The 23,506-nt window shown below is 72.3% G+C and carries 23 protein-coding genes; 13 read left to right on the top strand and 10 right to left on the bottom strand.

Going from position 1 to position 23,506, the window contains the following annotated elements:
* Positions 1-213: 213 nt before the first annotated feature.
* Positions 214-3,138 (bottom strand): BTAD domain-containing putative transcriptional regulator, encoded by a 2,925-nt coding sequence (locus tag AB0K05_RS44040; protein ID WP_364237738.1) that lies wholly within the window; start codon positions 3,136-3,138, stop codon positions 214-216.
* Positions 3,139-3,424: 286 nt separating this feature from the next.
* Here AB0K05_RS44040 and AB0K05_RS44035 point away from each other — a divergent pair, with 286 nt between their 5' ends.
* From AB0K05_RS44035 to hypE, 11 genes are all read left to right on the top strand, one after another.
* Positions 3,425-4,918: a hypothetical protein gene (locus tag AB0K05_RS44035; RefSeq protein ID WP_364237735.1), complete on the top strand. Its 1,494-nt coding sequence runs from the start codon at positions 3,425-3,427 to the stop codon at positions 4,916-4,918.
* Complete coding sequence (locus AB0K05_RS44030; protein WP_271278894.1) at positions 4,915-5,427, top strand: hydrogenase maturation protease; 513 nt, start codon at positions 4,915-4,917, stop codon at positions 5,425-5,427. Before AB0K05_RS44035 ends, AB0K05_RS44030 begins: the two co-directional genes overlap by 4 nt.
* A complete protein-coding gene (locus tag AB0K05_RS44025; RefSeq protein ID WP_364237732.1) occupies positions 5,420-5,788 on the top strand; it encodes a hydrogenase/urease maturation nickel metallochaperone HypA in 369 nt (122 codons plus the stop codon). Before AB0K05_RS44030 ends, AB0K05_RS44025 begins: the two co-directional genes overlap by 8 nt.
* Positions 5,788-6,846, top strand: coding sequence for a hydrogenase expression protein HypE (locus tag AB0K05_RS44020; RefSeq protein WP_271278892.1), 1,059 nt, complete (start codon positions 5,788-5,790; stop codon positions 6,844-6,846). The genes AB0K05_RS44025 and AB0K05_RS44020 overlap by 1 nt, the downstream gene beginning before the upstream one ends.
* 39 nt (positions 6,847-6,885) lie before the next feature.
* On the top strand, positions 6,886-8,679 hold the full coding sequence (locus tag AB0K05_RS44015) for a nickel-dependent hydrogenase large subunit (RefSeq protein ID WP_364237730.1): 1,794 nt from the start codon (positions 6,886-6,888) through the stop codon (positions 8,677-8,679).
* Positions 8,672-9,019 carry a hypothetical protein gene (locus tag AB0K05_RS44010; protein WP_364237728.1) on the top strand — a complete coding sequence of 116 codons (348 nt, stop codon included), beginning with the start codon at positions 8,672-8,674 and terminating at the stop codon, positions 9,017-9,019. The genes AB0K05_RS44015 and AB0K05_RS44010 overlap by 8 nt, the downstream gene beginning before the upstream one ends.
* Positions 9,016-9,621: a DUF5947 family protein gene (locus tag AB0K05_RS44005; RefSeq protein ID WP_261808976.1), complete on the top strand. Its 606-nt coding sequence runs from the start codon at positions 9,016-9,018 to the stop codon at positions 9,619-9,621. The genes AB0K05_RS44010 and AB0K05_RS44005 overlap by 4 nt, the downstream gene beginning before the upstream one ends.
* Before the next feature lie 10 nt (positions 9,622-9,631).
* Entirely contained in the window at positions 9,632-9,841 is a 210-nt protein-coding gene (locus AB0K05_RS44000; RefSeq protein WP_364237726.1) for a hypothetical protein, read from the top strand.
* Positions 9,842-9,997: 156 nt separating this feature from the next.
* The gene (locus AB0K05_RS43995; RefSeq protein WP_148035810.1) at positions 9,998-10,270 is read left to right on the top strand and encodes a HypC/HybG/HupF family hydrogenase formation chaperone; all 273 of its coding nucleotides are present in this window, start codon (positions 9,998-10,000) and stop codon (positions 10,268-10,270) included.
* 11 nt (positions 10,271-10,281) lie between these two features.
* Positions 10,282-11,487: a hydrogenase formation protein HypD gene (hypD, locus tag AB0K05_RS43990; protein ID WP_364237723.1), complete on the top strand. Its 1,206-nt coding sequence runs from the start codon at positions 10,282-10,284 to the stop codon at positions 11,485-11,487.
* Between the two features lie 4 nt (positions 11,488-11,491).
* Entirely contained in the window at positions 11,492-12,619 is a 1,128-nt protein-coding gene (gene hypE / locus AB0K05_RS43985; protein WP_364237721.1) for a hydrogenase expression/formation protein HypE, read from the top strand.
* A gap of 65 nt (positions 12,620-12,684) precedes the next feature.
* Here the strand turns inward: hypE and AB0K05_RS43980 are convergent, their stop codons facing one another.
* From AB0K05_RS43980 to AB0K05_RS43950, 7 genes are all read right to left on the bottom strand, one after another.
* Positions 12,685-13,965: a BtrH N-terminal domain-containing protein gene (locus tag AB0K05_RS43980; RefSeq protein ID WP_364237718.1), complete on the bottom strand. Its 1,281-nt coding sequence runs from the start codon at positions 13,963-13,965 to the stop codon at positions 12,685-12,687.
* Between the two features lie 225 nt (positions 13,966-14,190).
* Positions 14,191-16,509, bottom strand: a complete 2,319-nt coding sequence (hypF, locus tag AB0K05_RS43975; RefSeq protein WP_364237716.1) for a carbamoyltransferase HypF — start codon at positions 16,507-16,509, stop codon at positions 14,191-14,193.
* The gene (locus AB0K05_RS43970) at positions 16,506-17,174 is read right to left on the bottom strand and encodes an SIS domain-containing protein (RefSeq protein ID WP_148035813.1); all 669 of its coding nucleotides are present in this window, start codon (positions 17,172-17,174) and stop codon (positions 16,506-16,508) included. The genes hypF and AB0K05_RS43970 overlap by 4 nt, the downstream gene beginning before the upstream one ends.
* Entirely contained in the window at positions 17,158-17,391 is a 234-nt protein-coding gene (locus AB0K05_RS43965; RefSeq protein ID WP_219551575.1) for a HypC/HybG/HupF family hydrogenase formation chaperone, read from the bottom strand. The genes AB0K05_RS43970 and AB0K05_RS43965 overlap by 17 nt, the downstream gene beginning before the upstream one ends.
* Positions 17,388-17,972: an SIS domain-containing protein gene (locus AB0K05_RS43960; protein ID WP_364237712.1), complete on the bottom strand. Its 585-nt coding sequence runs from the start codon at positions 17,970-17,972 to the stop codon at positions 17,388-17,390. Before AB0K05_RS43960 ends, AB0K05_RS43965 begins: the two co-directional genes overlap by 4 nt.
* On the bottom strand, positions 17,965-18,363 hold the full coding sequence (locus AB0K05_RS43955) for a helix-turn-helix transcriptional regulator (protein WP_246641292.1): 399 nt from the start codon (positions 18,361-18,363) through the stop codon (positions 17,965-17,967). The genes AB0K05_RS43960 and AB0K05_RS43955 overlap by 8 nt, the downstream gene beginning before the upstream one ends.
* Before the next feature lie 165 nt (positions 18,364-18,528).
* Positions 18,529-19,341 (bottom strand): SAM-dependent methyltransferase, encoded by an 813-nt coding sequence (locus AB0K05_RS43950; RefSeq protein WP_148035817.1) that lies wholly within the window; start codon positions 19,339-19,341, stop codon positions 18,529-18,531.
* Between the two features lie 128 nt (positions 19,342-19,469).
* On the opposite strand from AB0K05_RS43950, the gene AB0K05_RS43945 reads away from it, so the two are divergent.
* Positions 19,470-19,700 (top strand): hypothetical protein, encoded by a 231-nt coding sequence (locus AB0K05_RS43945; RefSeq protein ID WP_364237708.1) that lies wholly within the window; start codon positions 19,470-19,472, stop codon positions 19,698-19,700.
* On the top strand, positions 19,697-20,863 hold the full coding sequence (locus AB0K05_RS43940; protein ID WP_364237706.1) for an acyl-CoA dehydrogenase family protein: 1,167 nt from the start codon (positions 19,697-19,699) through the stop codon (positions 20,861-20,863). The genes AB0K05_RS43945 and AB0K05_RS43940 overlap by 4 nt, the downstream gene beginning before the upstream one ends.
* Before the next feature lie 17 nt (positions 20,864-20,880).
* On the opposite strand, the gene AB0K05_RS43935 is transcribed toward AB0K05_RS43940, so the two are convergent.
* Both AB0K05_RS43935 and AB0K05_RS43930 read right to left on the bottom strand, forming a co-directional pair.
* Positions 20,881-21,354, bottom strand: coding sequence for a TspO/MBR family protein (locus AB0K05_RS43935; protein WP_148035819.1), 474 nt, complete (start codon positions 21,352-21,354; stop codon positions 20,881-20,883).
* 37 nt (positions 21,355-21,391) lie between these two features.
* A complete protein-coding gene (locus AB0K05_RS43930) occupies positions 21,392-23,251 on the bottom strand; it encodes an APC family permease (RefSeq protein WP_219551569.1) in 1,860 nt (619 codons plus the stop codon).
* Between the last annotated feature and the right edge of the window lie 255 nt (positions 23,252-23,506).

The following is a 23,506-nucleotide window of genomic DNA, read 5'->3' as shown; positions in this document are numbered from 1 at the left end:
GTCACCACGGTCCGGCCCCACCGGGCCGGCCTGTTCTGGTCAGGTCCAGATGAGATCGCGCATAGGAGACACCCCCTGTCCATGTCCAGTCGTGGTCGTCCGGCCGATCAGTTCCAGATGATGTCGCGCATGGCGCTCCTCCCCTTCGTAGACCCCCGCCGGCAGAGAGGCGGACCTCGTCTCCCTTTCTGCCAGGCCGGGTTGATGCGGGAGCTATACGCGAGCTACACGCCGGCCTTCGCGGACCCGTGCGAGCAGGTCCATGGCCTCGGCCCGCATCGGCGGGGAGGCCAGGCCGTCGATCCGCGGCAGCACGCGCTCGATCGTCTTCCCCGCCCGCGCGAGCTCGCCCAGCCGCGCCAGGGCCTCGCCGACGGCCAGGCCGATCTTGCAGAGCACGAGTGTCAGCTCGGAGCGTTCGGCATGGTCGAGCGCCGCCGCGAGCAGGGTGCGGGCCTGCCGGCGCTCGCCCGCCTCGATGGCCACGTGGGCCAGGCCGAGCCGGGCGAAGGCGCCTCCCGTGAAGTCGCCCGCCCGGTCGGCCGCCTCCGCGACCGCGAGGAACGCGTCCCTGGCCTCCCCCGCGCGTCCCACCCTCAGGTAGACCTCGCCCAGCCAGTACAGGGTGTTGAGCCGCTTCCAGCCGCCGCGGCTCCTGCCCGCGACGCGGAGGGCCTCCTCCAGATACCGCAGCGCCTCGGGCACGCGGCCTTCGACGAGGTGGATCTGCCCGACGCAGCGCAGGGTGTGGGCCTCTCCCGAGTGGTCCTCCATGACGCGGAAGGTCTCGCGGATCCGCTCGCAGCGGCGCAGCGCGACGGTGTGCTCGCCACGCGTGCGCTCCAGGGTGACGAGCATCCGCCAGACCTCCGCCAGCCCGTGCTCGTCCCCGATCTCGGCGAAGATCCGTTCGGACGACGCGAGCGTCCGCGCGGCCTCGTCCAGGGCGCCGGCGAGCACCCCCAGTTCCGCGGCGAGCGCCGGCACGATGGCCTGGGCCCGGCGGTCTCCGGACTTCTCCGCCATCCGGTACGCGATCGACAGGATCTTCCGGTACTCGCCCGCCCAGCACCGGATGTCGTACAGCCAGCCTCCCATCAGGGCGATCCGCCAGCCCTCGTCGAAAAGCCCATGGGCCTCCGTCTGCCGCAGGACGCCGTGGACGGTGGCGGCCTCGGCCTCCAGCCAGTTCACCGCATGCTCCGCCGCGTGCCGTACGGTCTTCCCGTCCACGGCGACGACCAGTTCCCCGGCGAGCCGGGCGTAGTAGTCGTGGCCCCGGTCGGCGCTCCGGGCCTCGGCGGCGAGCCGGAGCAGGTGCCTGGCGGCCGACGAGACCACGGACACCGCCATGTCCGCGGTCTCCTCCTCCGCCATCCGTTCCCTGCAGTAGGTGCGGACCAGGTCGTGCATCCCGTATCTGATCTGCCCCGTGCCGTCGACGCCGGCCACCCGCAGCAGGTGGATGTCCGTCAGGCGCTCCAGCGTCTCCTCCGTGTCGGCCGGCCGCTCGCCGCCGACCGCGACGGCCAGCCACGGCCCGGCCTCGGGGACGTCGAGGAAGGCCAGCCGTCGCAGCAGGCGGCGCTCCGCCTCGCCGAGCGCCTGGTAGGCCAGATCGAGACCGGCCCGTACGCCGAGCCCCGAGTAGGACAGCTCGTCCAGACGGCGCTGCTCGTCGGCGAGCCGCCTGGCCAGCTCCGCGATGCCGCGGTGGGGCCGCGCGGCGAGCCGCGACCCGGCGATGCGCAGCGCGAGCGGCAGCCCGCCGCAGAGCCGCGCCACCTCGCGGGCCTCCGCGTCCTCGGCCGCGACCCGTGCGCTCCCGGCGATCCGGCCCAGCAGCTCGACCGACTCCCCCCCGTCGAACGGGAGGAGTTCCACCGTGGTCGGCGCGCCGAGTCCGGCCAGCCGCCTGCGGCTGGTCACGAGTACGGAGCAGGTGCCCGCGCCGGGCAGGAGCGGCTTCACCTGGCTCTCGTCGGTCACGTTGTCGAGCACCACGAGCACCCGCCGGCCGGCGAGCATGGTCCGGTAGAGCGCGGACCGCTCCTCGCGGGCCTCCGGGATCCTCCTCCCGTCGACGCCCAGCGCGCGCAGGAAGCCGGCGAGCACCTCGTCCGGCTCGGCCGGCCTGCTGTCAGCCCCCCGGAGGTCCACGAAGAGCTGGCCGTCGGGGTGGCTCTCGCGGACCCGGTGGGCCGCGTGCACGGCGAAGACGGTCTTGCCCACCCCCGGCGGGCCGGTGATCGCGCAGATCGGCGGCGCGCTCCCCCGTGGGCCGGCCAGGGCGGACAGCGCCTGGGCCAGCTCACGATCCCGCCCGGTGAAGTCGGTGGTGTCGGCAGGGAGTTGCGCGGGCGCGCCGCCGGGCGTGGCCGTCACGGACCCGTTCGGCGGCGGGGCGAGGCCGGGATCGGCGCGCAGGATGGCCAGCTCCAGCTCGGTCACCGCCTGGCCCGGGTCGAGCCCGTGTTCCTCCACCAGCCTGCGGCGCAGGTCGCGGGAGAGGTCGAGGGCCTCGATCCGGCGGCCACCGCGGTAGAGCGCGAGCATGAGCTGCGCGTGCAGCCGTTCCCGCAGCGGGTGCTCCGCCACCAGCCGCCGCAGCTCGCCGATCGCGTGGTCGTGCCGTCCGAGCGCGAGCTCGGCGTCGATCAGCGTCTCCACACAGCCGAGCCGTGTCTCCTCCAGATGGACCCGGACCGCCTCGACATAGGCTCCGGACGCGTCGCTCAGCGCCGGGCCGTTCCAGAGCGCCAGTCCCCGGCGCAGCGACCGGACCACCTGCTCGGGCGGCTGCCCCGCCCCGGCCTGCCGGACGTACCCCTCGAACAGGGCGAGATCCAGGGTCGCGGCGTCGGCCCGCAACGTGTAGCCGCCCCGGGAGGAGGCCACCTCGTCGAGGCCGAGGGCGCGTAACTCGCGGCGGATGGCGTGGATCCCCGAGTAGATCTGGGCACGGGCCGAAGGCGGTGGCGCGCCGCCCCACAGCGCGTCGATCACTGTCTCCATGGTGACGACCTTGTTCGCGTTGATCAGCAGGAAGCCGAGCAGGCCGCGGCGCTGTGACCGGCCGAGGGCGCTCACCGCGCCGCCGCCGCGCACCCTTACGGGCCCGAGAACGCTGAACGTCATGCCGCCCCCGTGAGGCACCTCAAGCGTCATTTGACGATCTTTACCGATAAGTGCCGTTTTGGCAGCAAATTAGTCGGTTGGGGGGTCCCTGCCGCCCGCTGGACCGGGCGCGCGACCGTGCGGCAAAGCGGCGGGCAAATCCTGTTGGGACGAAGCGGGCTTACGTCGGAGAAAGTCCGATTTCCCCTCGGATGAATCATCAAGAACCGCTAGGTGAGGACGGCACCTAGGGGAGCGATCCACCTACTTGTCCTGAGACGGCGTGGCAATACCAGAAGAGTCACGTATGACCAGGGACAGGAAGGGGCCACCCTCCGTGGACGCGAACGGCATCGACGCCGCGCCCGGTTTCCGGGCGGCGCTGGCGGTCGCGGACTCCGTCCTGTACGAGGGCTACCTGCTGTACCCCTATCGCCGTTCCTCTCCGAAGAACCGGGTCCGGTGGCAGTTCGGCGTGCTGCTGCCGGAGCCGTGGGCCAGGGCGCACGGGCTGGACGGCGGCGGGGTGGCGGGCTCCGCCGAGTCGTGGTGGCAGCGGACCGAGTGCCTGCTCACCGGGCCCGCCGACGCCCTGGTGCACTGCCGGCTCCGCTTCCTGCACCTGCGCCGCCGTACCCCCGAAGAGCTGCTGCCGGACGGCGGCCACCGCGCCGCCGACCGGGTCGGGGACGCGCTGACCTTCGACGAGGCCGTCCCCCGCGAGTTCGACCTCACGGCGTCCGTCGCGGACCTGCTGTCCGGGCCGAAGCGGCTCGACCTGCGGGTGCCCGGCTTCGAGACGATCACCCCGCTGCCCGGCTCGGCCGGGCGGACGCGGTGGCGCGAGTGGCCCCTGCTCGCGCGCGCCACCATGTCCCTGACCGCCTGCGCGCCCCCCACCAGCACGCCCGTACGCGACGAGCACGCCGGTTACGAGCGGGTGCCGCAGAACAAGCCGGGGGTACGCGACGAGCACACCGGCCAGAAGCCCGTGCCGCTGCTCAAGTTGTGTGTACGGGTTGAGAACGTCGGCCGGGAGCCGTCGCCGGAGGCGTCCAGGGACGAGGCGCTCCGGCACGCGCTGATCGCCTGCCACACGCTCCTCGCCGTGCCCGGCGGCCGGTTCGTCTCGCTGCTGGAACCCCCGGCGTGGGCGGAGGCCGCGGCCCGCGACTGCGCGAACGCGCACACGTACCCCGTGCTGAGCGGCGACCAGGTGATGCTGTCGTCCCCGATCCTGCTGTACGACAACCCACGGGTCGCGCCGGAGAGCCCCGGGGACCTGCACGACGCGGCGGAGATCGACGAGATCCTGTCGCTGCGCACGCTGACGCTCACCGACGCCGAGAAGCAGGAGGCGCGCGCCACCGACCCGCGGGCCGCCGCCATCCTGGACCGCGTCGAGTCGATGACCCCGGACGACCTGGCCCGCCTGCACGGCACCACCCGCGACCCGCGTCCCGAGGGAACCGGGGTGGAGTCGCAGGTGCCCTGGTGGGATCCGGAGGCGGATGCCTCGGTGCGGCCGGAGACGGACTGCGTCGAGGTGGGCGGGGTCCCGGTGCGCAAGGGCAGCAGGGTGCGGCTGCGACCCCGGTTGCGCGGCACCGACCCGCAGGACATGTTCCTCGACGGCAGGACGGCCCTGGTGGAGGCGGTGCTGCTCGACGTGGACGGCAGCCGCCACTTCGCCGTGACCCTGGAGGACGACCCGGCGGCCGAGCTGAACCAGTGGTACGGGCGGTACCGCTACTTCGCCCCCGACGAGACCGAGCCGCTGGACCAGGGGGTGCCGGGATGAAGCGGGTGCTGGTGGCCGGGATCGGCAACGTGTTCCTCGGCGACGACGGCTTCGGCGTCGAGGTGGTCAGGCGGATGGACCCGGCGGCCCTGCCCGGCTCCGTGGTGGTGGCCGACTACGGCATCCGAGGCGTCCACCTGGCCTACGAACTGCTGGGCGGCACGTACGACACGCTGATCATGGTGGACGCGGTCGAGGTCGAGGGCCCGCCGGGCACCGTGGCCGTCCTGGAGATCGACGACGAGCCGGCCCCGGACGCCCCGCCGCCCGTGGACGGGCACGGCATGCATCCGCAGGCCGTCCTCGACCTGCTCCGCAAGCTGGGCGGCGGCGTCGGCCGGGTGCTCCTGGTGGGCTGCCGGCCGCAGGTGATCGACGAGGTGATGGGCCTGTCCGAGCCCGTCGCCGCAGCCGTGGACGGCGCGGTCGCCGCGGTGACGGCGCTGGCCCGCGACGAGGCCGCCCGACCAGAGGCGACCCGACAAGACAAGGAACGCGCTGATGCATGAGACAGGGATGTGCGACGAGATCGTCCGGGCGGTTCTGCTCCGCGCCGAGGGACGGCGGGTGGCCGCGGTACGCGTCCGTGCCGCCGTCACCGGGCACGGGGTGGACCCGGCGGTCGTCGACCAGGGCTTCCGGGTGGCCGCTGCCGGGACCGCCGCCGAGGACGCGCAGCTCGAACTGGTCGCCGCGCCGCCGACGATGAGCTGCCACGACTGCGGCGCCAGGACGCCCGCGGCCAGCGCGCTCGTGCTCGTCGCCTGCCCGCGCTGCGGCGGCGTCGACGTCGAGGTCGCCGGCGACACCGGGGTCGTCGTCGAGTCGATCACCTACCAGTCGGACGTGCTCACCAGCGAGGTGCCGTGATGACGCAGACGCACGAGCGGAGCGGCCAGGCCGCCGGCTACGACGAGATGCACATCCTGTGGATATCCGAGGGCATGAGCTGCGACGGCGACACCGTCTCGATCACCGCCGCGACCCAGCCCGCGATCGAGGACGTGGTCGGCGGCGTCATCCCCGGCCTGCCCAAGGTCCACCTGCACAACAAGGTGCTCTCGCCCAGCCTCGGCGGCGAGGACTACCTGGCCCCGTTCAGGGCCGCCGCCCGCGGCGAGCTGGAGCCGTTCATGCTCGTCATCGAGGGCTCGGTCCCCAACGAGAACATCAACGGCGACGGCTACTGGACGTCGCTGGGCAACGACCCGGCGACCGGCGACCCGATGACCGTGAACACCTGGATCGACCGGCTCGCCCCCAGGGCCTGGGCGGTCGTCGCCATCGGGACCTGCGCGACCTACGGCGGCATCCACGCGATGGCCGGCAACCCGACCGGCTGCATGGGCCTGGCCGACTACCTCGGCTGGGACTTCCGGTCGACCGGCGGGCTGCCGATCGTCAACGTGCCGGGCTGCCCCGTCCAGCCGGACAACTTCATGGAGACCCTGACCTGGGTGCTCTACCACGCGGCCGGCAGCGCGCCGCCGCCTCCGCTGGACGAGATGCTGCGCCCGCAGTGGCTGTTCGGCAAGACGGTCCACGAGGGCTGCGACCGGGGCGCGTACTACGAGCAGGGCGACTTCGCCGGTGACTACAACTCCCCGAAGTGCCAGGTGAAGGTGGGCTGCTGGGGCCCGGTGGTGAACTGCAACGTGCCCAAGCGCGGGTGGATGGCCGGGATCGGCGGCTGCCCGAACGTGGGCGGCATCTGCATCGCCTGCACCATGCCCGGCTTCCCGGACAAGTTCATGCCCTTCATGGACATGCCGCCCGGCGGCAACCTGTCCTCGACGCTGATCAAGCCGTACGGCGCGTTCATCCGCCGGATGCGCGGCATCACCAACCACACCGCCAACAGGGAACCCCGGTGGCGGCACAACCGCGAGGCGCTGACCAGCGGCTACGACCCACGCTGGCGTCCGTAGAGACCGCCGACACGCGAAGAGAGAGAGGGAGTACGGCGGATGGCCATCGAACAGCAGGAAAGAGTCACGCCCAAGCCGGGCCAGCTCGTCGAGATGTCGTGGGACCCGATCACCCGCATCATCGGCAACCTCGGCATCTACACCAAGATCGACTTCGAGAACCAGCGCGTGGTCGAGTGCCACAGCACGTCCTCGCTGTTCCGCGGCTACTCCGTGTTCATGAAGGGCAAGGATCCGCGCGACGCCGGCTTCATCACCAGCCGCATCTGCGGCATCTGCGGCGACAACCACACGACGTGCTCGGTCTACGCGCAGAACATGGCGTACGGGATCAAGACCCCGAAACTCGCCGAGTGGATCATGAATCTCGGCGAGGCCGCCGAGTACATGTTCGACCACACGCTCTTCCAGGACAACCTGGTGTTCGTCGACTTCTGCGAGGCGATGGTCAAGGGCACCAACCCGAGCGTGCTGAGCCGGGCCGAGACCACCGACGCGCCGAACGCCGCCATCCACGGCAAGCGCACGATCGCCGACATCATGCGGGCGTTCAACCCGTTCGAGGGCGACATCTACAAGGAGGCGCTGGTCGTCAGCCGCGTCACCCGGGAGATGTTCTGCCTGATGGAGGGCAGGCACGTGCACCCGTCGACGGTGTATCCGGGCGGCGTCGGCACGATGCCGTCGCCGACGGTCTTCACCGACTACCTGTCGCGGCTGATGAGCATCATCGACTTCGTCAAGAAGGCCGTCGCGCTCAACGACGACGTTTTCGACTTCTTCTACGAGGCGCTGCCCGGCTACGAGGAGGTCGGCCGCCGCCGGGTGCTGCTGGGCTGCTGGGGCGCGTTCCAGGACCCCGAGGTCGTCGACTACCGCTACGAGACGATGAACGAGTGGGGCAAGGCGATGTACGTCACCCCCGGCATCGTCGTCGACGGCGAGCTGATCACCACCAACCTGGTCGACATCAACCTCGGCATCCGCATCCTGCTCGGCAGCTCCTACTACGACGACTGGGTGAACGAGAAGCCGTTCGTCACCCACGACCCGCTCGGCAACCCGGTGGACATGCGCCACCCGTGGAACCAGACCACGCTGCCCGCCCCGCAGAAGCGGGACTTCGAGGGCAACTACAGCTGGGTGATGAGCCCGCGCTGGCTGGACCCGCGCACCGGCGACCACCTGCCGCTGGACACCGGCGGCGGCGCGTTCGCGCGGCTCTACACCACCGCGCTGGCCGGCCTCGTGGACACCCCGTACGTGAAGTCGACCGGCTCCAGCGTGCAGATCCACCTGCCGAAGGGCAACTCGCTGCCGGAGACGACGCTGGAGTGGCGGATCCCGCAGTGGTCCAACGCCATCGAGCGCAACCGGGCCCGGGTGTACTTCGTGGCCTACGCGGCCGCCATGGCGGTGTACTTCATCGAGCGGGCGCTGGAGCGCGTGCGCGGCGGCGACACCAAGGTGTTCCAGGACTTCGACGTGCCGGAGCAGGCGATCGGCGTCGGCTTCCACGAGGCCGTGCGCGGCGTGCTGTCGCACCATCTCGTCATCGAGAAGGGCAAGATCGCCAACTATCACCCGTACCCGCCCACCCCGTGGAACGGCAGCCCGCGCGACCGCTTCGGCACGCCGGGACCGTACGAGGACGCCGTGCAGGACATGCCCATCTTCGAGGAGAACGGGCCGGAGAACTTCAAGGGCGTCGACATCATGCGCGCGGTCCGCAGCTTCGACCCGTGCCTGCCCTGCGGCGTGCACATGTATCTCGGCAAGGGCCGCACGCTGCGAAAAGTGCACTCGCCCATGTTCGGGGGCGGCCATGACTGACCGGCCGCGGCTGGACGAGCGCGCCGTCGCCGGGCGCCTGGAGCTGCTGGAAGAGATGCTGAACGAGCTGGAGACGACCTCGGGGCCGACGGCGGAGCTGGCGCTCGACGCGGTCGCCACGCTCGCCGAGGTGTACGGGGAGGCGCTGGCCCGCGTCATGGACCGCGCCGCCGCGTACCCCGGGTTCGGCTCCGCGGCGGCCGGGGACGTCCTGCTGGCGCACCTGTTCGCGCTGCACGGGGTGCCCACGGGCAAGCCGCCCGCGAGCGATCCCGGCACGGCGTTCATCCCGCTCGACACGCTGGCGCGGCGGCCCGCCACGTCGAGGGCGGCCCCGTGACGCACAGCGTGACCGGCGGCGCGCTCGGCCGGGTCGTCAACCGGCCGGTCGCCCGGCGGCGGCGGGCCGCCGAGCCGTGCGAGCTGTGCGGCGAGCCGCTGCAGGGCGAGCACGCCCACCTGCTGGAGGAGCGGAAGGAGCAGGTGCTGTGCGCCTGCCGCGCCTGCGCGCTGCTGTTCGAGCGGGGCGAGGGCGGCGAGGGCGGCCTCGGGCGCTTCCGGCTGGTGCCGAACCGGCGGATCCGCCTCACCGGCCCGCCGCCGTCCGAGCTGGGCGTGCCGGTGGGCCTGGCGTTCTTCGTACGCCGGGCCGACGGCACGGTCCTGGCCAACTATCCGAGCCCGGTGGGCGCCACCCGCTGGGAGGTGGACACCGCCGCGTGGGAACGGCTCGTCGGCCGGTACGGGGAGCTGGAGTCGATGCGGACGTCGGTGGAGGCCTTCCTGGTCGCGATCGTGCGCGGCATGGACGAGCGCTGGCTCGTACCCATCGACGACTGTCACCGGCTCGTCGCCCTGGTCCGCCAGGAATGGACGGGCATGTCCGGCGGGCAGCGGCTCTGGGATCGGATCGCAGCTTTCTTCGCCGAACTCGGCAGATGAGGAGGAGGACATGTCACAGATCCGCGTGGGCAAGCCCGACGTGGCGCCCGACACGCCGTCGCACGTCAAGGGCGTACGGCAGGGCAACCAGAAACACGCGCACCACCGGCAGGTGGGTCACAACGAGGACGACACGGCGGACGCGCGCCGCTCCACGGGCGTGCGGCCCGGCAAGGAGAACCCGATCCTGCCGATCATGCCGAACCTGTCGCCGAGCTAGACCGAGAGGAGGTGCAAGCCGACATGCGGCTTTCAGGCAAACTGCTGGCCCTGTTCACCGGGGCCGCGCTCGTCGCCATGTTCTGGCGGGAACTGCCCGCCGTGAAGCGATACATCAAGATGACACGAATGTGAACGGGAAGGAGCGGGGCGGCCGATGTGCCTGGGCATCCCCGGCGAGATCGTCGAACTCATCCCCGGACAGCCCGAACTCGCCAAGGTCGAGGTCGCGGGCGTCCGGCGGGCCATCAACGTCGGACTGGTCAGCCAGGACGGTATCCGTCCAGGCGACTGGGTGCTGGTGCACGTCGGCTTCGCCATGTCCAAGATCGACGAGCAGGAGGCGGCGGCCACGCTCGCGCTCCTGCGCGGTCTGGGACAGGCGTACACCGACGAGCTCGAAGCGCTCGCCGAATCGGACATCACCTGAAAGGCAGGGCATTGCGGTTCGTCGATGAGTACCGCGACGCGGGCCAGGCCCGGCAGCTCGCGGCGCGGATCCGGGACCTGTGCGAGCCCGGCCGGCACTACACGTTCATGGAGGTGTGCGGCGGCCACACGCACACGATCTACAAGCACGGGCTGGAGGACCACCTGCCGGAGACGGTCTCGCTGGTGCACGGCCCCGGCTGCCCGGTCTGCGTCATCCCGATGGGCCGCATCGACGACGCCATCGCCATCGCCCACGAGCCGGGCGTCATCATGACGTCCTTCGGCGACATGATGCGGGTGCCCGGGGGCCGCGGGTCGTTCCTCGACGCCAAGGCCGCGGGGGCGGACATCCGCATGGTGTACTCGCCGCTGGACGCGCTCAAGATCGCCCGGCAGAACCCCGACCGCACGGTCGTCATCATGGCCATCGGGTTCGAGACCACCGCGCCGTCGACGGCGATGACCGTGCTGCGGGCCGAGGCCGAGGGCATCGGGAACTTCGCGGTCTTCTGCAACCACGTGACGATCCTCCCGGCGATCAAGGCGATCCTGGACTCGCCCGACATGCGGCTCGACGGCTTCATCGGGCCGGGTCACGTCTCCACCGTCATCGGCTGCCGGCCCTACTCCTTCATCGCCGGCGACTACGGCAAGCCGCTGGTGTGCGCCGGGTTCGAGCCGCTGGACGTCCTGCAGTCGGTCCACATGCTGCTGCGGCAGCTCGCCGAGGGCCGGGCCGAGGTGGAGAACCAGTACACCCGGGTGGTGCCGTGGGACGGCAACCCCAGGGCGCTGTCGGCGATCTCGCGGGTGATGGAGCTGCGGCCGCACTTCGAGTGGCGCGGGCTGGGGTTCATCGCCAACTCGGCGCTGCGGATGCGCGAGTCGTACGCGGCCTACGACGCCGAGCGGCGCTTCCCGGTGCCGGGGGTCCGGGTGGCCGACCCGAAGGCGTGCCAGTGCGGCGAGGTGCTGAAAGGCGTGCTGAAGCCGTGGGAGTGCAAGGTCTTCGGCACCGCCTGCACGCCCGAGACGCCCATCGGCACCTGCATGGTCTCCTCGGAGGGCGCCTGCGCGGCCTACTACAACTTCGGCCGCTTCACCCGGCGCCGCGAGGTCGCGCCGTCGCCTGGACTGAGGAGCGGCGGGAGCGCAGCGACCAGAGCGACGAGGGAAGGCGACGGGTTTGAGCGACCGAGCAGCCTCACGAAGTGAGGCCATGAACACTGCGGAATGGGCGGAACGGGCCTTGGCGGAGGCCGCGGTCGGGCAGGAGCCGCTGTCCCGCGAGGAACAGGTGCTGGAACGCATCGAACGCGCCCGCCGCCGCAAGCCGAAGGTCACCGAGGAGAGGGTGACCATGGCGCACGGCGCGGGCGGCAAGGCGTCCCGCACGCTGATCCAGGCCGTCTTCGTCGACGCCTTCGCCAACCCCGCGCTCCAGCGGCTCGACGACGGCGCCACGCTCGACCTGGGCACCGGCCGGCTGGTCTTCACGACCGACGCGTACGTGGTCTCGCCGCTGTTCTTCCCGGGCGGCGACATCGGCGACCTGGCCGTGAACGGGACGGTCAACGACCTGGCGGTCTGCGGGGCGCGGCCGATGTACCTGTCGGCGGGGTTCGTCCTGGAAGAGGGGTTCCCCGTCGCCGACCTGCGCCGGATCACCGCCTCGATGGCGGCCGCCGCCGAGCGGGCCGGCGTGCGGGTGGTGACCGGCGACACCAAGGTGGTCCAGCGCGGCAAGGCCGACGGCTGCTACGTGACCACGTCCGGGATCGGCGCGCTGGAACGGCCGGTCACGCTGGGCGAGTCCCAGGTGCGGCCCGGGGACGCGGTGATCGTGTCCGGCCCGGTCGGCGAGCACGGCGTCACCGTCATGATCGCCCGTGGCGAGCTGGACATCGAGGCGGACCTGACCTCCGACACCGCGCCCGTGCACGAGGCCGTCGCCGCCCTCCTCGACGCGGTCCCGGTGCGGATGATGCGCGACGCCACCAGGGGCGGGGTCGCGACGATCCTGAACGAGATCGCCGTCGGCGCGGGGCTGGCGGTGACGGCCGACGAGCGGGCGATCCCGGTGCGGCCGGTCGTGAGCGGGGCCTGCGAGCTGCTCGGCCTGGACCCGCTGTACGTGGCCTGCGAGGGCAGGTTCGTGGCCGTGGTCGACGGGGACCACGCGTCGGCCGCGGTCCGGGCGCTGCGGCGGCATCCGGTGAGCGAGGGCGCCGCCGTGGTGGGCACGGTCGAGGCGGGGCCGCCGGGGATGGTGCTGCTCAAGACCGCCTCCGGCGGCACCAGGATCGTGGACCTGCTGGTCGGCGACCCGCTCCCGCGCATCTGCTGACCTTCACGACGCCGCGCGTCCCGTACGTGACAGCTGTCACGTACGGGCGGCTCACCGCGGCGCCGTCAGAGGCGCTGGGCGAGGTGGGCGATCTCGGTGCGCTCGGCCTCGTAGATGGTGCTCAGCCGGGAGCTGAGGCCGGCGAACAGAGGGCCGGTGTCGGCCAGAGCGGACAGGGAGTCGTTGGCCGCGGCGCGGGCCGCCCACAGCTCCTCGGCCGCCTGGGCCGCCTGCGGACCGCCCGCGGTGCCGTCCGCCATGACGCTCTCCTTGATCGCCGCCGTCAGCTCGCGGATCGTGGCGAACTCCGGCACCTCCGCCGGCAGCGCCGCCTCCGCCAGCTCGTGCCACAGGGCCCGGATCTCCCTGAACCGCCCGGCCGACTCCGCCAGCGACGGCCGGTCGAGCAGGGCGGCGGCCTCGTCGAGGGCGTCGGCGAACAGGTCGCGGAGGTTTCCGCCGTCGATGCCCACCGGCTCGGCCCCCTCCCAGACCGACAGCAGGGCGTCGGCCAGGGCGCGCCGGTCGGCGAACACCTTCGGCCACGCCTTGGCGTTGCGGGTGTCGACCAGCAGCCTGGCCCATTTGCGCCAGGCGGGCAGCGAGAAGGAGTCCGAGGTGGCCGACAGGTGCGTGACACAGTCGCGCAGCCCTTCCTGGGCGGCCTCGGCCAGCGCCGCCTCGGTCAGCTTCGCCTCGCCCAGCACGTGCATGACGTTCTTGTACGACCCCACCCGGGCCCGTGCCGCGTCGAACCGCTCACGCGGGACACAGATCGGCGCCTGCCCTCGATCGTCCAGGTAGACCCCGTCCGCGTCGTACCGGTAGGCGACCACCGGATGCCCGCCGTGCCCCTCCAGGAAGGCGGGCACCTGCCAGTAGCCCGTGTGGCAGCGGTCGGGCAGGACCACGCACGGCCGCCCCGCGTCCAGCTCGGCGGTCAGCCGGTCGCTCGCGGCGCGGAGGCCGGACGTGCGGTGCTCCTCGTACGGGACGCCCAGCCGGGTGAGCGTCTTGGCCATCCAGCGGTCGTGGTACTGCCACTGGTTGCGGAAGGCCAGGACCACGTGACGGGACTGGTCGTGCTTGAACTCCCACAGGATGTAGCCGGCGCCGATCCCGCCACCCGCCAGGAACACGAGCGGCTCGCTGACGGCCACGCCCTGGTTGACCAGGACGGAGGTGATCGCCGCGCTGGACGGGTGCCGCCCGCCGGCGAAGCGCCAGCCGCCGTCGGAGGCGGTCTCGGCGCTGCCCGCGACATGGGCGCGGGCGGTGGTGTAGCTCTCCCCCGTCTTGGCCATGCGGGCCCGGATGCGGGCCTTGAGCTGCTTCTTGCTGGTCATGTCCGGCTCTTCCCACGGCCGTCGCCAGGACCCGGCCCACGCCCGCGGCCCGTGGCGGCCGTGATGGAGCGTCGACCGTTCGGAGCGCGGCTCCCGAGGCTCGTGGCGTCCCCTTTGCCTCCGCGATCGGCGGGCCGCGTGGGGACCCGCTCTGGAGGTTCGGCGGGAGAGCACCGCCGTACCTCCGGATATTAGGACAGAATCGGCCAGTACTCCAACGACCCCCTACCGGCTCAGGCGGTCGTGCGCGGCGGCGACGACCGCCTGGCCCAGCGCGATCCCGCCGTCGCCCGGCGGCACGCGTGAGTGCACCAGCACCTCGAACCGTTCTCGCTCCAGCCCGGACACCACCGCCTCCAGCAGGACGGTGTTCTGGAAGACCCCGCCGGACAGCGCCACCGTCCGCAGCCCGGCCCGTTCACCCACCGCGCACACCGCCCGGACGACCACCGCGGCCAGCCCTCGATGGAACCGCGCCGCCACCCGCCCCACGTCCACCCCGCCCATGACGTCCTCGACCACCCCCCTGACCAGGTCGCCCCCAGCGATCACCACCCGCTCCCCCTCGACCAGCCCCGCCGGGTACGCGCCTCGCTCGGCAGGGTCCACCCGGGCTTCCAGTTCGGCCGCCGCCTGGCCCTCGTAGCTGATCGTGTCGCGGACGCCCGCGAGGGCCGCGACCGCGTCGAAGAGCCGTCCCGCGCTGGACGTGGGCGGCGAGTTCGTCCCGGCCCGCGCCATCGCGACGATCATCGGCCACTGCTCGCGATGCCCGGCGACCACCGGCAGGACGGGCGACGCGTCACCGTGGACCCGGTCGAGCCAGGCCGCCGCCATCCGCCACGGCTGCCGGACCGCCGCCGCGCCGCCCGGCATCGGCACCGGCTCCAGGTGCCCCGCCCGCCGGTAGGAGAGGAGGTCGGCGACGAGCAGCTCACCACCCCACAGCGTGCCGTCGTCGCCCAGCCCGAGCCCGTCGAACGCCACCCCGATGACGGGACCGGCGTGGCCGTGCTCGGCGAGGCAGGAGGCGATGTGCGCGTGATGGTGCTGCACGCCCACCAGGTCCACGCCCTCCCGGTCCAGCGCGTACGACGTCGACAGGTACTCCGGGTGCAGGTCGTGCGCCACCACCGCCGGGCGCACCCCGAAGAGCCGGCAGAAATGCTCGACGCCTTCGGTGAACGAGCGCAAGGTCTCGTAGTTCTCCAGGTCGCCGATGTGCTGCGACAGGAAGGCCCGGGTGCCCCTGGCCACGCAGAAGGTGCTCTTCAGCTGGGCGCCGCACGCCAGCACCGGCCGGGGAAAGGGCCAGGGCACGCCGACGGGCGCCGGCGCGTACCCCCTGGATCGCCGTACGACCAGCTCCCGCCCGCGGAAGACCCGTACCAGCGAGTCGTCGGCGGGCACCTGGATCCGCCGGTCATGCACGAGGAACCCGTCGGCCACGCCGCGCAGCCGCCGCAGCGCGTCCTCGTCGCGGTGCGCGATGGGCTCGTCCGACAGGTTGCCGCTGGTCAGCACGTACGGCGCGGCCAGCCGGTCGGCGAGCAGGTGGTGCAGCGGCGTGTACGGCAGCATCACCCCGAGGTCGCGGCCCCCGGGCGCCACGCCGTCGGCCACCGGCGCGCCGGGCCGTCGCGGAGCCAGCACGATGGGCCTGCGCACCCCGGTGAGCAGCCGCTCAGCCGCGGGCTCCAGAAGCACCAGCTCCCCGGCCGCCGCCGCGTCCCGCGCCATCACGGCGAACGGCCTGCTCTCGCGCCGCTTGCGGGCCCGGAGCGCGGCCACGGCCGGCCCGTGCGCGGCCAGGACGGCGAGGTGGTAGCCGCCGAGCCCCTTGACCGCCAGGACCCGCCCCTCTTCCAGCCACCGCGCCGCCACCTCGACCGGATCCCCAGGAACCGGCCCCCCGTCCGCGTCGAGCGCCCGCAGCGCCGGCCCGCACGCCGGGCAGCAGACCGGCTGCGCGTGGAAGCGCCGGTCGAGCGGATCCCGATACTCTCGTGCGCACGCGGCGCACATCGCGAAGTCGGCCATCGTCGTGGCACACCGGTCGTACGGCACGCCGCTGACGATGGTGAACCGCGGCCCGCAGTCCGTGCAGTTCGCGAACGCGTAACCATGACGGCGGTCGGCCGGATCGCGCACCTCCCCCAGACAGGCGTCACACGTCCCCACATCCGCCGAGACCAGCGCGAACTCACCACCCGCCAGATCATGAAGCCCGATCGTCACGCCGGCCCGGCGGCTGGGGACGATGTGGAAGCCGGTCTCACCCCGGGGCTCGGCGGGTTCGACGGAGACGCGTTCGACCAGGGCGAGGGGCGGCGCCTGGCCGGTCAGCCCGGCCGTGAAGGCGTCCAGCATCGGCGGTTCGCCCTCGGCCTCGATGAACACCCCTCCGGGGTCGTTCCCCACGAACCCCGACAACCCGTGCGCCCCGGCCAGCCCGCACACGAACGGCCGGAACCCCACCCCCTGCACCAGCCCTTCGACCCGCACCCGGATCCGGCGCGCCCCCGTACCCGGCACGGACGTCACAGCTCGCCGGTCAGCGCCCGCTGGGCCAGCTCCCACAGCACGTGGCAGAGCGTGATCTGGGCCTCCTGGATGCGGTGCACCGACACCGACGGGACCACGAACAGGTGCGCGACGCGACCGTCCTGCGCCATCGGCCCGCCGTCGTAGCCGACCAGCCCGACGGTGAGCAGGCCGCGCCGGGACGCCTCCCCCATGGCGTTGAGCACGTTGGCCGAGCCGCCGCTGGTCGACAGTCCCATGGCCACGTCACCGGGCCGTCCGAGCGCGGCCAGCTGGCGGGCGAACACGAGCTCGTACCCGACGTCGTTCGACAGCGCCGTGAGCAGCGCGACGTCCTGGGCGAGCGGCACCGCCGCGACCGCCCGCGCCGGCCTCGGCGGGTGGGCGAACAACTGCACGACGGCCTGGGCGTCCGTGCTGCTGCCCCCGTTGCCGAAGGCGAACAGCCGCGCCCCCGCGTCGAACGCCGCCGCCATCTCCCGCGCGCACGCCACGAGACGCTCCGCGTGCAGGGCCACCAGCGACCGCCGCAGCTCGACGATCTCCGCGGCCTTCCTCCGGGTGGACTCGCGCAGATCGGCGAGGACCGCTTCCCTGTCGACCGGTCCGGGGGCGAGGAACGGGTAGAGGGCCTCGATGCCGCCGGGCTCACTGACCGTGCTCATGGGTCTCTCCTCCGTACGGGCGGACCGCGATGGCTTCCTTGGCGTGCACCAGCACGATGTCGCCGGGCCGCGCGTCCACCAGCGCCACGCTGACCTCCTCCGGCCCGGACTCCGTCTCCACCACGGCCAGCCCGTCCTCCAGCAGCCGCAGGACGCGCACCGGCACGGCGACGTCGGAGCAGGTCACGCAGACCCCGTCGGGGCACGGCTCCGTCATCGGGCCGCCTCCAGCTCGTAGAAGACGTGCACCAGCTCCCAGAGCACGTGGTACATCGTCACGTGCACCTCCTTGACGATCAGCGGGTCGGCGGAGCGGACGGCCAGCACGTGGTCCGCCTCGGCGCCCGCCTCGCCCCCGGTGAGCGCCACCGTCAGCAGCCCCAGCTCGCGCGCCGCCGCCAAACCGCTGCGCACGTTCGCGGACCCCGCGTCGGTGGAGAGGCCGAGCGCGATGTCGCACGGGGACGCCAGCAGCCGCAGCTGCGCCGCGAAGATCCCGTCCAGGCCCTCGGTCAGCGCGATCCCCGTGGCCAGGGCCATGTCGGTGGTCAGCGAGATGGCCGGCAGCGCGGGCTTGCCCACGATGACCGGGTGCGCGAACTCGACGGCGACGTGCTGGGCGTCGGCCACCGAACCGCCGTTGCCGAAGACCAGCAGCTTGCCGCCCATCCGGAAGCGCTCCGCCATCTCCTGGCAGGCGCGGACGATCCGGTCCGCGTCCTCCCCCATGGCGGCCGCCGGTCCCGTCCGCCGCTCGAACGCGGCGGCCACGGCGGTCGTCGCCGGGTCCTCACCCATGGCACTCCTCCTTCTCCGGTCCCGCCACCTGCTCGCGCGGGACCGCGTAGCCGCCGGGTTCCGGCGCGATCCGCGTCCACCTGCTCAGGCAGGTCTCCAGCAACCGGCGGACGTCGGCCAACCGGCCCATCCACGCCTCCAGCTCGGCCATGCCGCCGGTGGTCAGCTCGTACCGCCTGCGCGCCGGCCCCGCCTCGGAGGCGACCCAGGCGGAGGCCAGATGACCCGCGCGTTCGAGCGAGCGCAGCACGCGGTAGACCTGGCCGGGCTCCGCGTCGGCCGCCCCCAGCCGCGCCAGCCGCTCGATCAGGTCATATCCGTGACCCGGCCGCTCGCAGATGAGCAGGAGCAGGAAGGGCTGCAGGAGTCCGCGGACGTCGCTGCCCGACATGGCGTCTCCTGCCTCCCGACTCACCGGTCAGCAGGAGAGTAGGAAGCCGGAGAGCGGAACCGTCGGCGGCGCGTCCCACACTTGTGGAAGTAATCGCCAGAAGTTGGCCCTACGCCTTCCCCATGGTGAAGGCGATCTCCAGCTCGACGGGGTCGTCCGGTGACGTCAGGGCTTGCGGGCGACTCCGCAGACGGCGCTCACCACGGTGGGCGGCTCGTCCCAGCGGTCCGGCGCGGGGCGCCATTCGGGTGTCGGCACCACGCCGGGCTCCACCAGTTCGAGGCCGGTGAAGAAGCGCGCGATCTCGTCGGGGGAGCGCAGTTGGTAGGAGTTGCGGGCGTTCTTGTTGTAGCCGGTGACCGCTTCCACGAGGGCGGGGTTGGTGTTGGTGCCGTCGCTCAGCGCCAGGTAGCTGCCGGGCGCGAGCGGCTCCAGCAGGCGGTCGACGATGCCGCGTGGGTCTTCGTCGTCGGTCACCTGCCCGGCGATGCTCAGCATCATGACCGCGACGGGCCGGCTGAAGTCGAGCGTCGCGGCGGCCCCGGCCAGGATCGCCTCGGGGTCGCGGACGTCCGCGTCGAGATAGTCGGTGGCGCCCTCGGGCGCGCTGGTGAGCAGCGCGCGGGCGTGCGCCAGCACGATCGGGTCGTTGTCCACGTACACGACCCGCGACTCGCGGGCGATGCCCTGCGCGATCTCGTGCGTGTTGCCGGCGGTGGGCAGGCCGGTGCCGATGTCGAGGAACTGCCGGATCCCGGCCTCGCCCGCCAGGTAGCGGATCGCGCGGACCAGGAACTCCCGCTGCAGCCTGGCGACCATGGCGAAGTCGGGGAACAGCCTCAGCAGGGTCTCCCCGGCCTCGCGGTCGACGGGGAAGTGGTCCTTCCCGCCCAGCAGGAAGTCCCACACCCGCGCGGAGTGCGGGACAGTGGTGTCGACCCGGGACCAGGCCGACTCGGCGGCATCGCTGTCGCTCATCGTGACTTTCCGTTGGAAGGATCATGCCGGACCTTCCAGACGGTACAGCACCAAGCGCTCTTTCTTCATGGAGCTGGACTATCTACCGAGACCGTTTCGAAAGGGACTGGCGGGGCAGTCGGCGGCGTATGCGACTCATCGACCGCGCCGCCGTACGCAAGCTCGTCGAAACGCAAGACCAGGACGCCGCTCTCGTTCTCGTACGAGGAGAATGCGTCGTCATGCCGGAGGAGCAGGCCGACCGGCAGGGCGGCCTGGTGCTCGCCCGCCGCCGTGAGGTGCGGCACGTGACCGAGGAGCGCGACCTGGACTCGCTCGCCGCCCGTCTGGACACCCTGGCCAGGGACCTGGGCGCGTGAGAGGGGACGGCGTGCGGAACGGCGACTTCTACGACTACGCCGACCTGCTGGACAAGGAGGAGAAGCAGATCGTCCAGCGGGTGCGCGACTTCATGACCGAGAAGATCGCGCCCATCGCGGACGAAGCCTGGACCAAGGCGAGCTTCCCCCACCATGTGGTGCCGGAGATGGCCAAGCTGGACGTGGCGGGGCTCCAGCACCGGGGCGCCAGCAGCCTGCTGACCGGTTTCATCGTGCTGGAGATGAACCGGGTGGATCCGTCCATCGCGACGTTCTTCGGCGTGCACAGCGGCCTGGCCATGGGCAGCATCGCCGGGCTCGGCTCGGAGGAGCAGCGCGAGCGGTGGCTGCCGCGGATGGCCGCGATGGAGCAGATCGGCGCGTTCGCGCTGACCGAGCCGAAGGGCGGCTCCGACGTGGCCGCCGGGCTGCGCACCACGGCCAGGCGCGAGGGCGACACGTGGGTGCTCGACGGCGCCAAGCGCTGGATCGGCAACGCCACCTTCGCCGACCTGATCGTGGTCTGGGCGAAGGACGAGGCCGACGGCCAGGTGAAGGGCTTCGTGGTGGAGAAGGGCACGCCCGGCTTCGAAGCCACCAAGATCGAGAACAAGATCGCCCTCCGTACGGTCCAGAACGCGGACATCACGCTGACCGGTTGCCGCGTCCCCGAGACCAACCGGCTGGCCGGGGCCCGCGGCTTCCGCGACACGTCCACGATCCTGCGGCAGACCAGGGGCGGCGTGGCCTGGCAGGCGGTGGGCTGCATGATGGGCGCCTACGAGCGGGCCCTGGAGTACGCCGGGGAGCGCGAGCAGTTCGGCCGCCCGATCGCGGCGTTCCAGCTCGTCCAGGACCTCTTGGTGCGGATGCTGGGCAACGTCACCAGCTCGCTCGGCATGGTGGTGCGGCTGGCGCAGCTGCAGGACGCGGGCGTCTACCGCGACGAGCACTCGGCCATGGCCAAGGCGTACTGCACGGCCCGGATGCGGGAGGCGGTCGGCTGGGGCCGGGAGATCATGGCCGGCAACGGGATCGTGCTCGACTACGGCATGGGCCGCTTCGTGGCCGACTCCGAGGCCATCTACTCGTACGAGGGGACGCGCGAGATCAACAGCCTGATCGTCGGCCGGGCGATCACCGGCCACGGCGCCTTCGTCTGACGGCTCGTGGGCCGGGATCAGTTGAGCTGCCAGATGGCCAGGTTCAGCGCGCCGGCGTAGGTCACCCAGACCAGATAGGGCGCCATCAGCAGCGCCGCCGGCCGCTTGACCGGCCACATCAGCACGATGGTCGCCGCGATGGCGATCCACAGCAGGCACAGCTCGGCGAAGGCCACGCCGTACCAGCCCGCGGCGAAGAACAACGGGGTCCACGCGGCGTTGAGCACGAGCTGCACCGCGTACGCGGTCAGCGCCCGCGACCAGCCGCGCGCCGTCCAGGCGAGCCAGCCCGCCACGGCGATCATGATGTACAGCACCGTCCAGACGGGCCCGAACAGCCACTGCGGCGGCGCCCAGGCGGGACGCTCCAGTGCCAGATACTCGGCCCCGGCGCCGGACGCGGCCAGCGACCCGATGACGGCGACCAGGGCCACGGCCACCAGGAAGACCGGCAGCGCGACCCAGCGGCGGGATTCGGTGGTGACGACCATGCGCTTCCCGTGCCCTGTGAACCGGCCGGTAACCCGTTCACGGGCGGAGGTGGAACGGGAGGAGGCAGACGACCACGTCCGACCGCTCCCGCAGGGCGGCGGCCAGCAGGAGGCCGCGCTGGTTGTGCAGGAACCGGTAGCGGAAGTGCCGGGGTTCCAGGATGGGGATGAGGACGACGGTCCAGCTCCCCGACTCGTCCACCTGGCGGATGTAGTCCAGCAGCGGGTGGATCACCGTGCGGGCGGGGTTGACGATGACCTCCAGCGGGACTCCGGGATCCCACCGGTCCCAGGCTTCGTGCAGCGCGCGCCGCGACTCCTCGGTGAAGCAGACCGACACGAGCACGATCTCCCCGCCGAGGGCCATGGCGGCGCTCACGCTCCGCTGCGTCGCGGCGTCGATCCCGCCGACGGGGATGATGATCTTCTTGCCGGGACGGTCGGCGGCGGGCGGCCGCGCGGGCCTGGCCGGCACGGCGCCGATCTCCAGCTCGGCCGCCACCTCTCCGTAGTAACGCTCGATCCGGGCGAACAGGAGGATGAGCAAGGGGATGACGATGGCGACCGCCCAGGCGCCCTCGGTGAACTTCGACACCAGCAGCACGAGGGCCGCCACGCAGGTGAGCACCGCCCCGGTCCCGTTGAGCAGCATGTCGCGGCGCCAGCGGGGCGGGCGCAGCCGGTGCCAGTGCTTGACCATGCCGCCCTGGCTCATGGTGAAACCGATGAAGACGCCGATGGCGAACATGGGGATGAGCCGCTGCGGGTCGCCGTCCACCGCGATCAGCAGGAGGGCGGCCAGCAGCCCCGCCACCGCGACGCCGTACCGGTAGACGGGCCGTTCGGTGCGCAGCGCGAACAGCGAGGGCAGCCGCCTGTCCTTGGCCAGCAGGCTCAGCAGGACCGGCAGGCCGCCGAAGCTGGTGTTGGCGGCCAGTCCCAGGCCGAGCGCGACCACGATGTTGGTGCCGTAGAACGCCCAGCCGGTCCCGTACGAGCCGGCCACGAGCTGGGCCAGGATGGTCACGCCCTCGCGGGGCACCACGTGGTCCCTGCGGATGAGCACGGCCAGGCCGATGAGCATGGTGGCGAGCAGCACGCCGAGCATCAGTTCGGTGTGCTGGGCGCGCTTGACGCGGGGCTTGCGGAACATGGGCACGCCGTTGGCGATGGCCTCGATCCCGGTCAGCGAGGAGCATCCGGAGGAGAAGGCCCGCAGGATGAGCATCACGGTCAGCGCCTCGGTGGCGACGATCTGCTCCGTCGTCCCCACGGTGGCGGCGGGCCCGGACCGCGCCAGGCCGACCGCCACGACGCCGAGGACGGACACCACGAACAGGCTCATGGGCAGCATGAGGAACCGCGCGCTGTCGGACACCCCGAACAGGTTGATGACCGTCAGCAGCAGCACCCCGGCCAGGCAGGTCTCCACCAGGTACGGTCGCAGGACGGGAAACGCCGAGGCCAGGTTGGCGGCCGCGGCGGCGAGGCTGACCGCGATGGTCAGCACGTAGTCCACCACCAGGGCCGCGGCGGCCAGCAGGCCCGCCCGGCGGCCCAGCTCCGCCTTCGCGACCCCGTACGACCCGCCGCCGTCGGGGTGGGCGGCGATGACCTGCCGGTAGGAGAACACGAGGATCAGCAGCAGGACCGCGATGGCGATCGTGATCGGCAGGGTCAGCGCCACGGCGGCGGCCCCGGCCCCGGCCAGGACGAGCGCCGCGGCCTCCGGCCCGTAGGCGACCGAGCTGAGGGCGTCCAGCGACAGCGCCGACAGTCCTTGCAGGCTGGTCAGGTGCCGCTTGTCGCCCTCACCGTGGCGGAGTTGCAGCCGCCGCCCGCTGAGCGGCGACCGCCTGGTCTTGGCCGGGTCCTGCTGGTAGGGCACCGTCGTCATGTCGCACGCGCTTCCACCCCCTGGATCTCCCCCGGAGTCGTCTCCGGGCAGGCCAACGGCCGGTCAAAACGCGGTCCTGACCGGGCCACAGACGACGGCGATCCGGTCAGGGAAGACCTGACCGGATCGCCGGAGGAATGACGGGGTGCGGAGAACGTGCTCAGGCGGCCTTGTACTCGGGGTAGCCGTAGCCGGTCACCTGGGACACGGGCCGGATGCGCTCCTCGACCTTGCCGTTGCCGGTGTTGCCCTCGA

This window comes from Nonomuraea sp. NPDC049486, assembly GCF_040676925.1.
In the GTDB taxonomy this organism is placed as follows: domain Bacteria; phylum Actinomycetota; class Actinomycetes; order Streptosporangiales; family Streptosporangiaceae; genus Nonomuraea; species Nonomuraea ferruginea.
The sequence above is the reverse complement of the archived record's forward strand: the minus strand, read 5'-3'. Positions and strand labels throughout refer to the sequence as shown.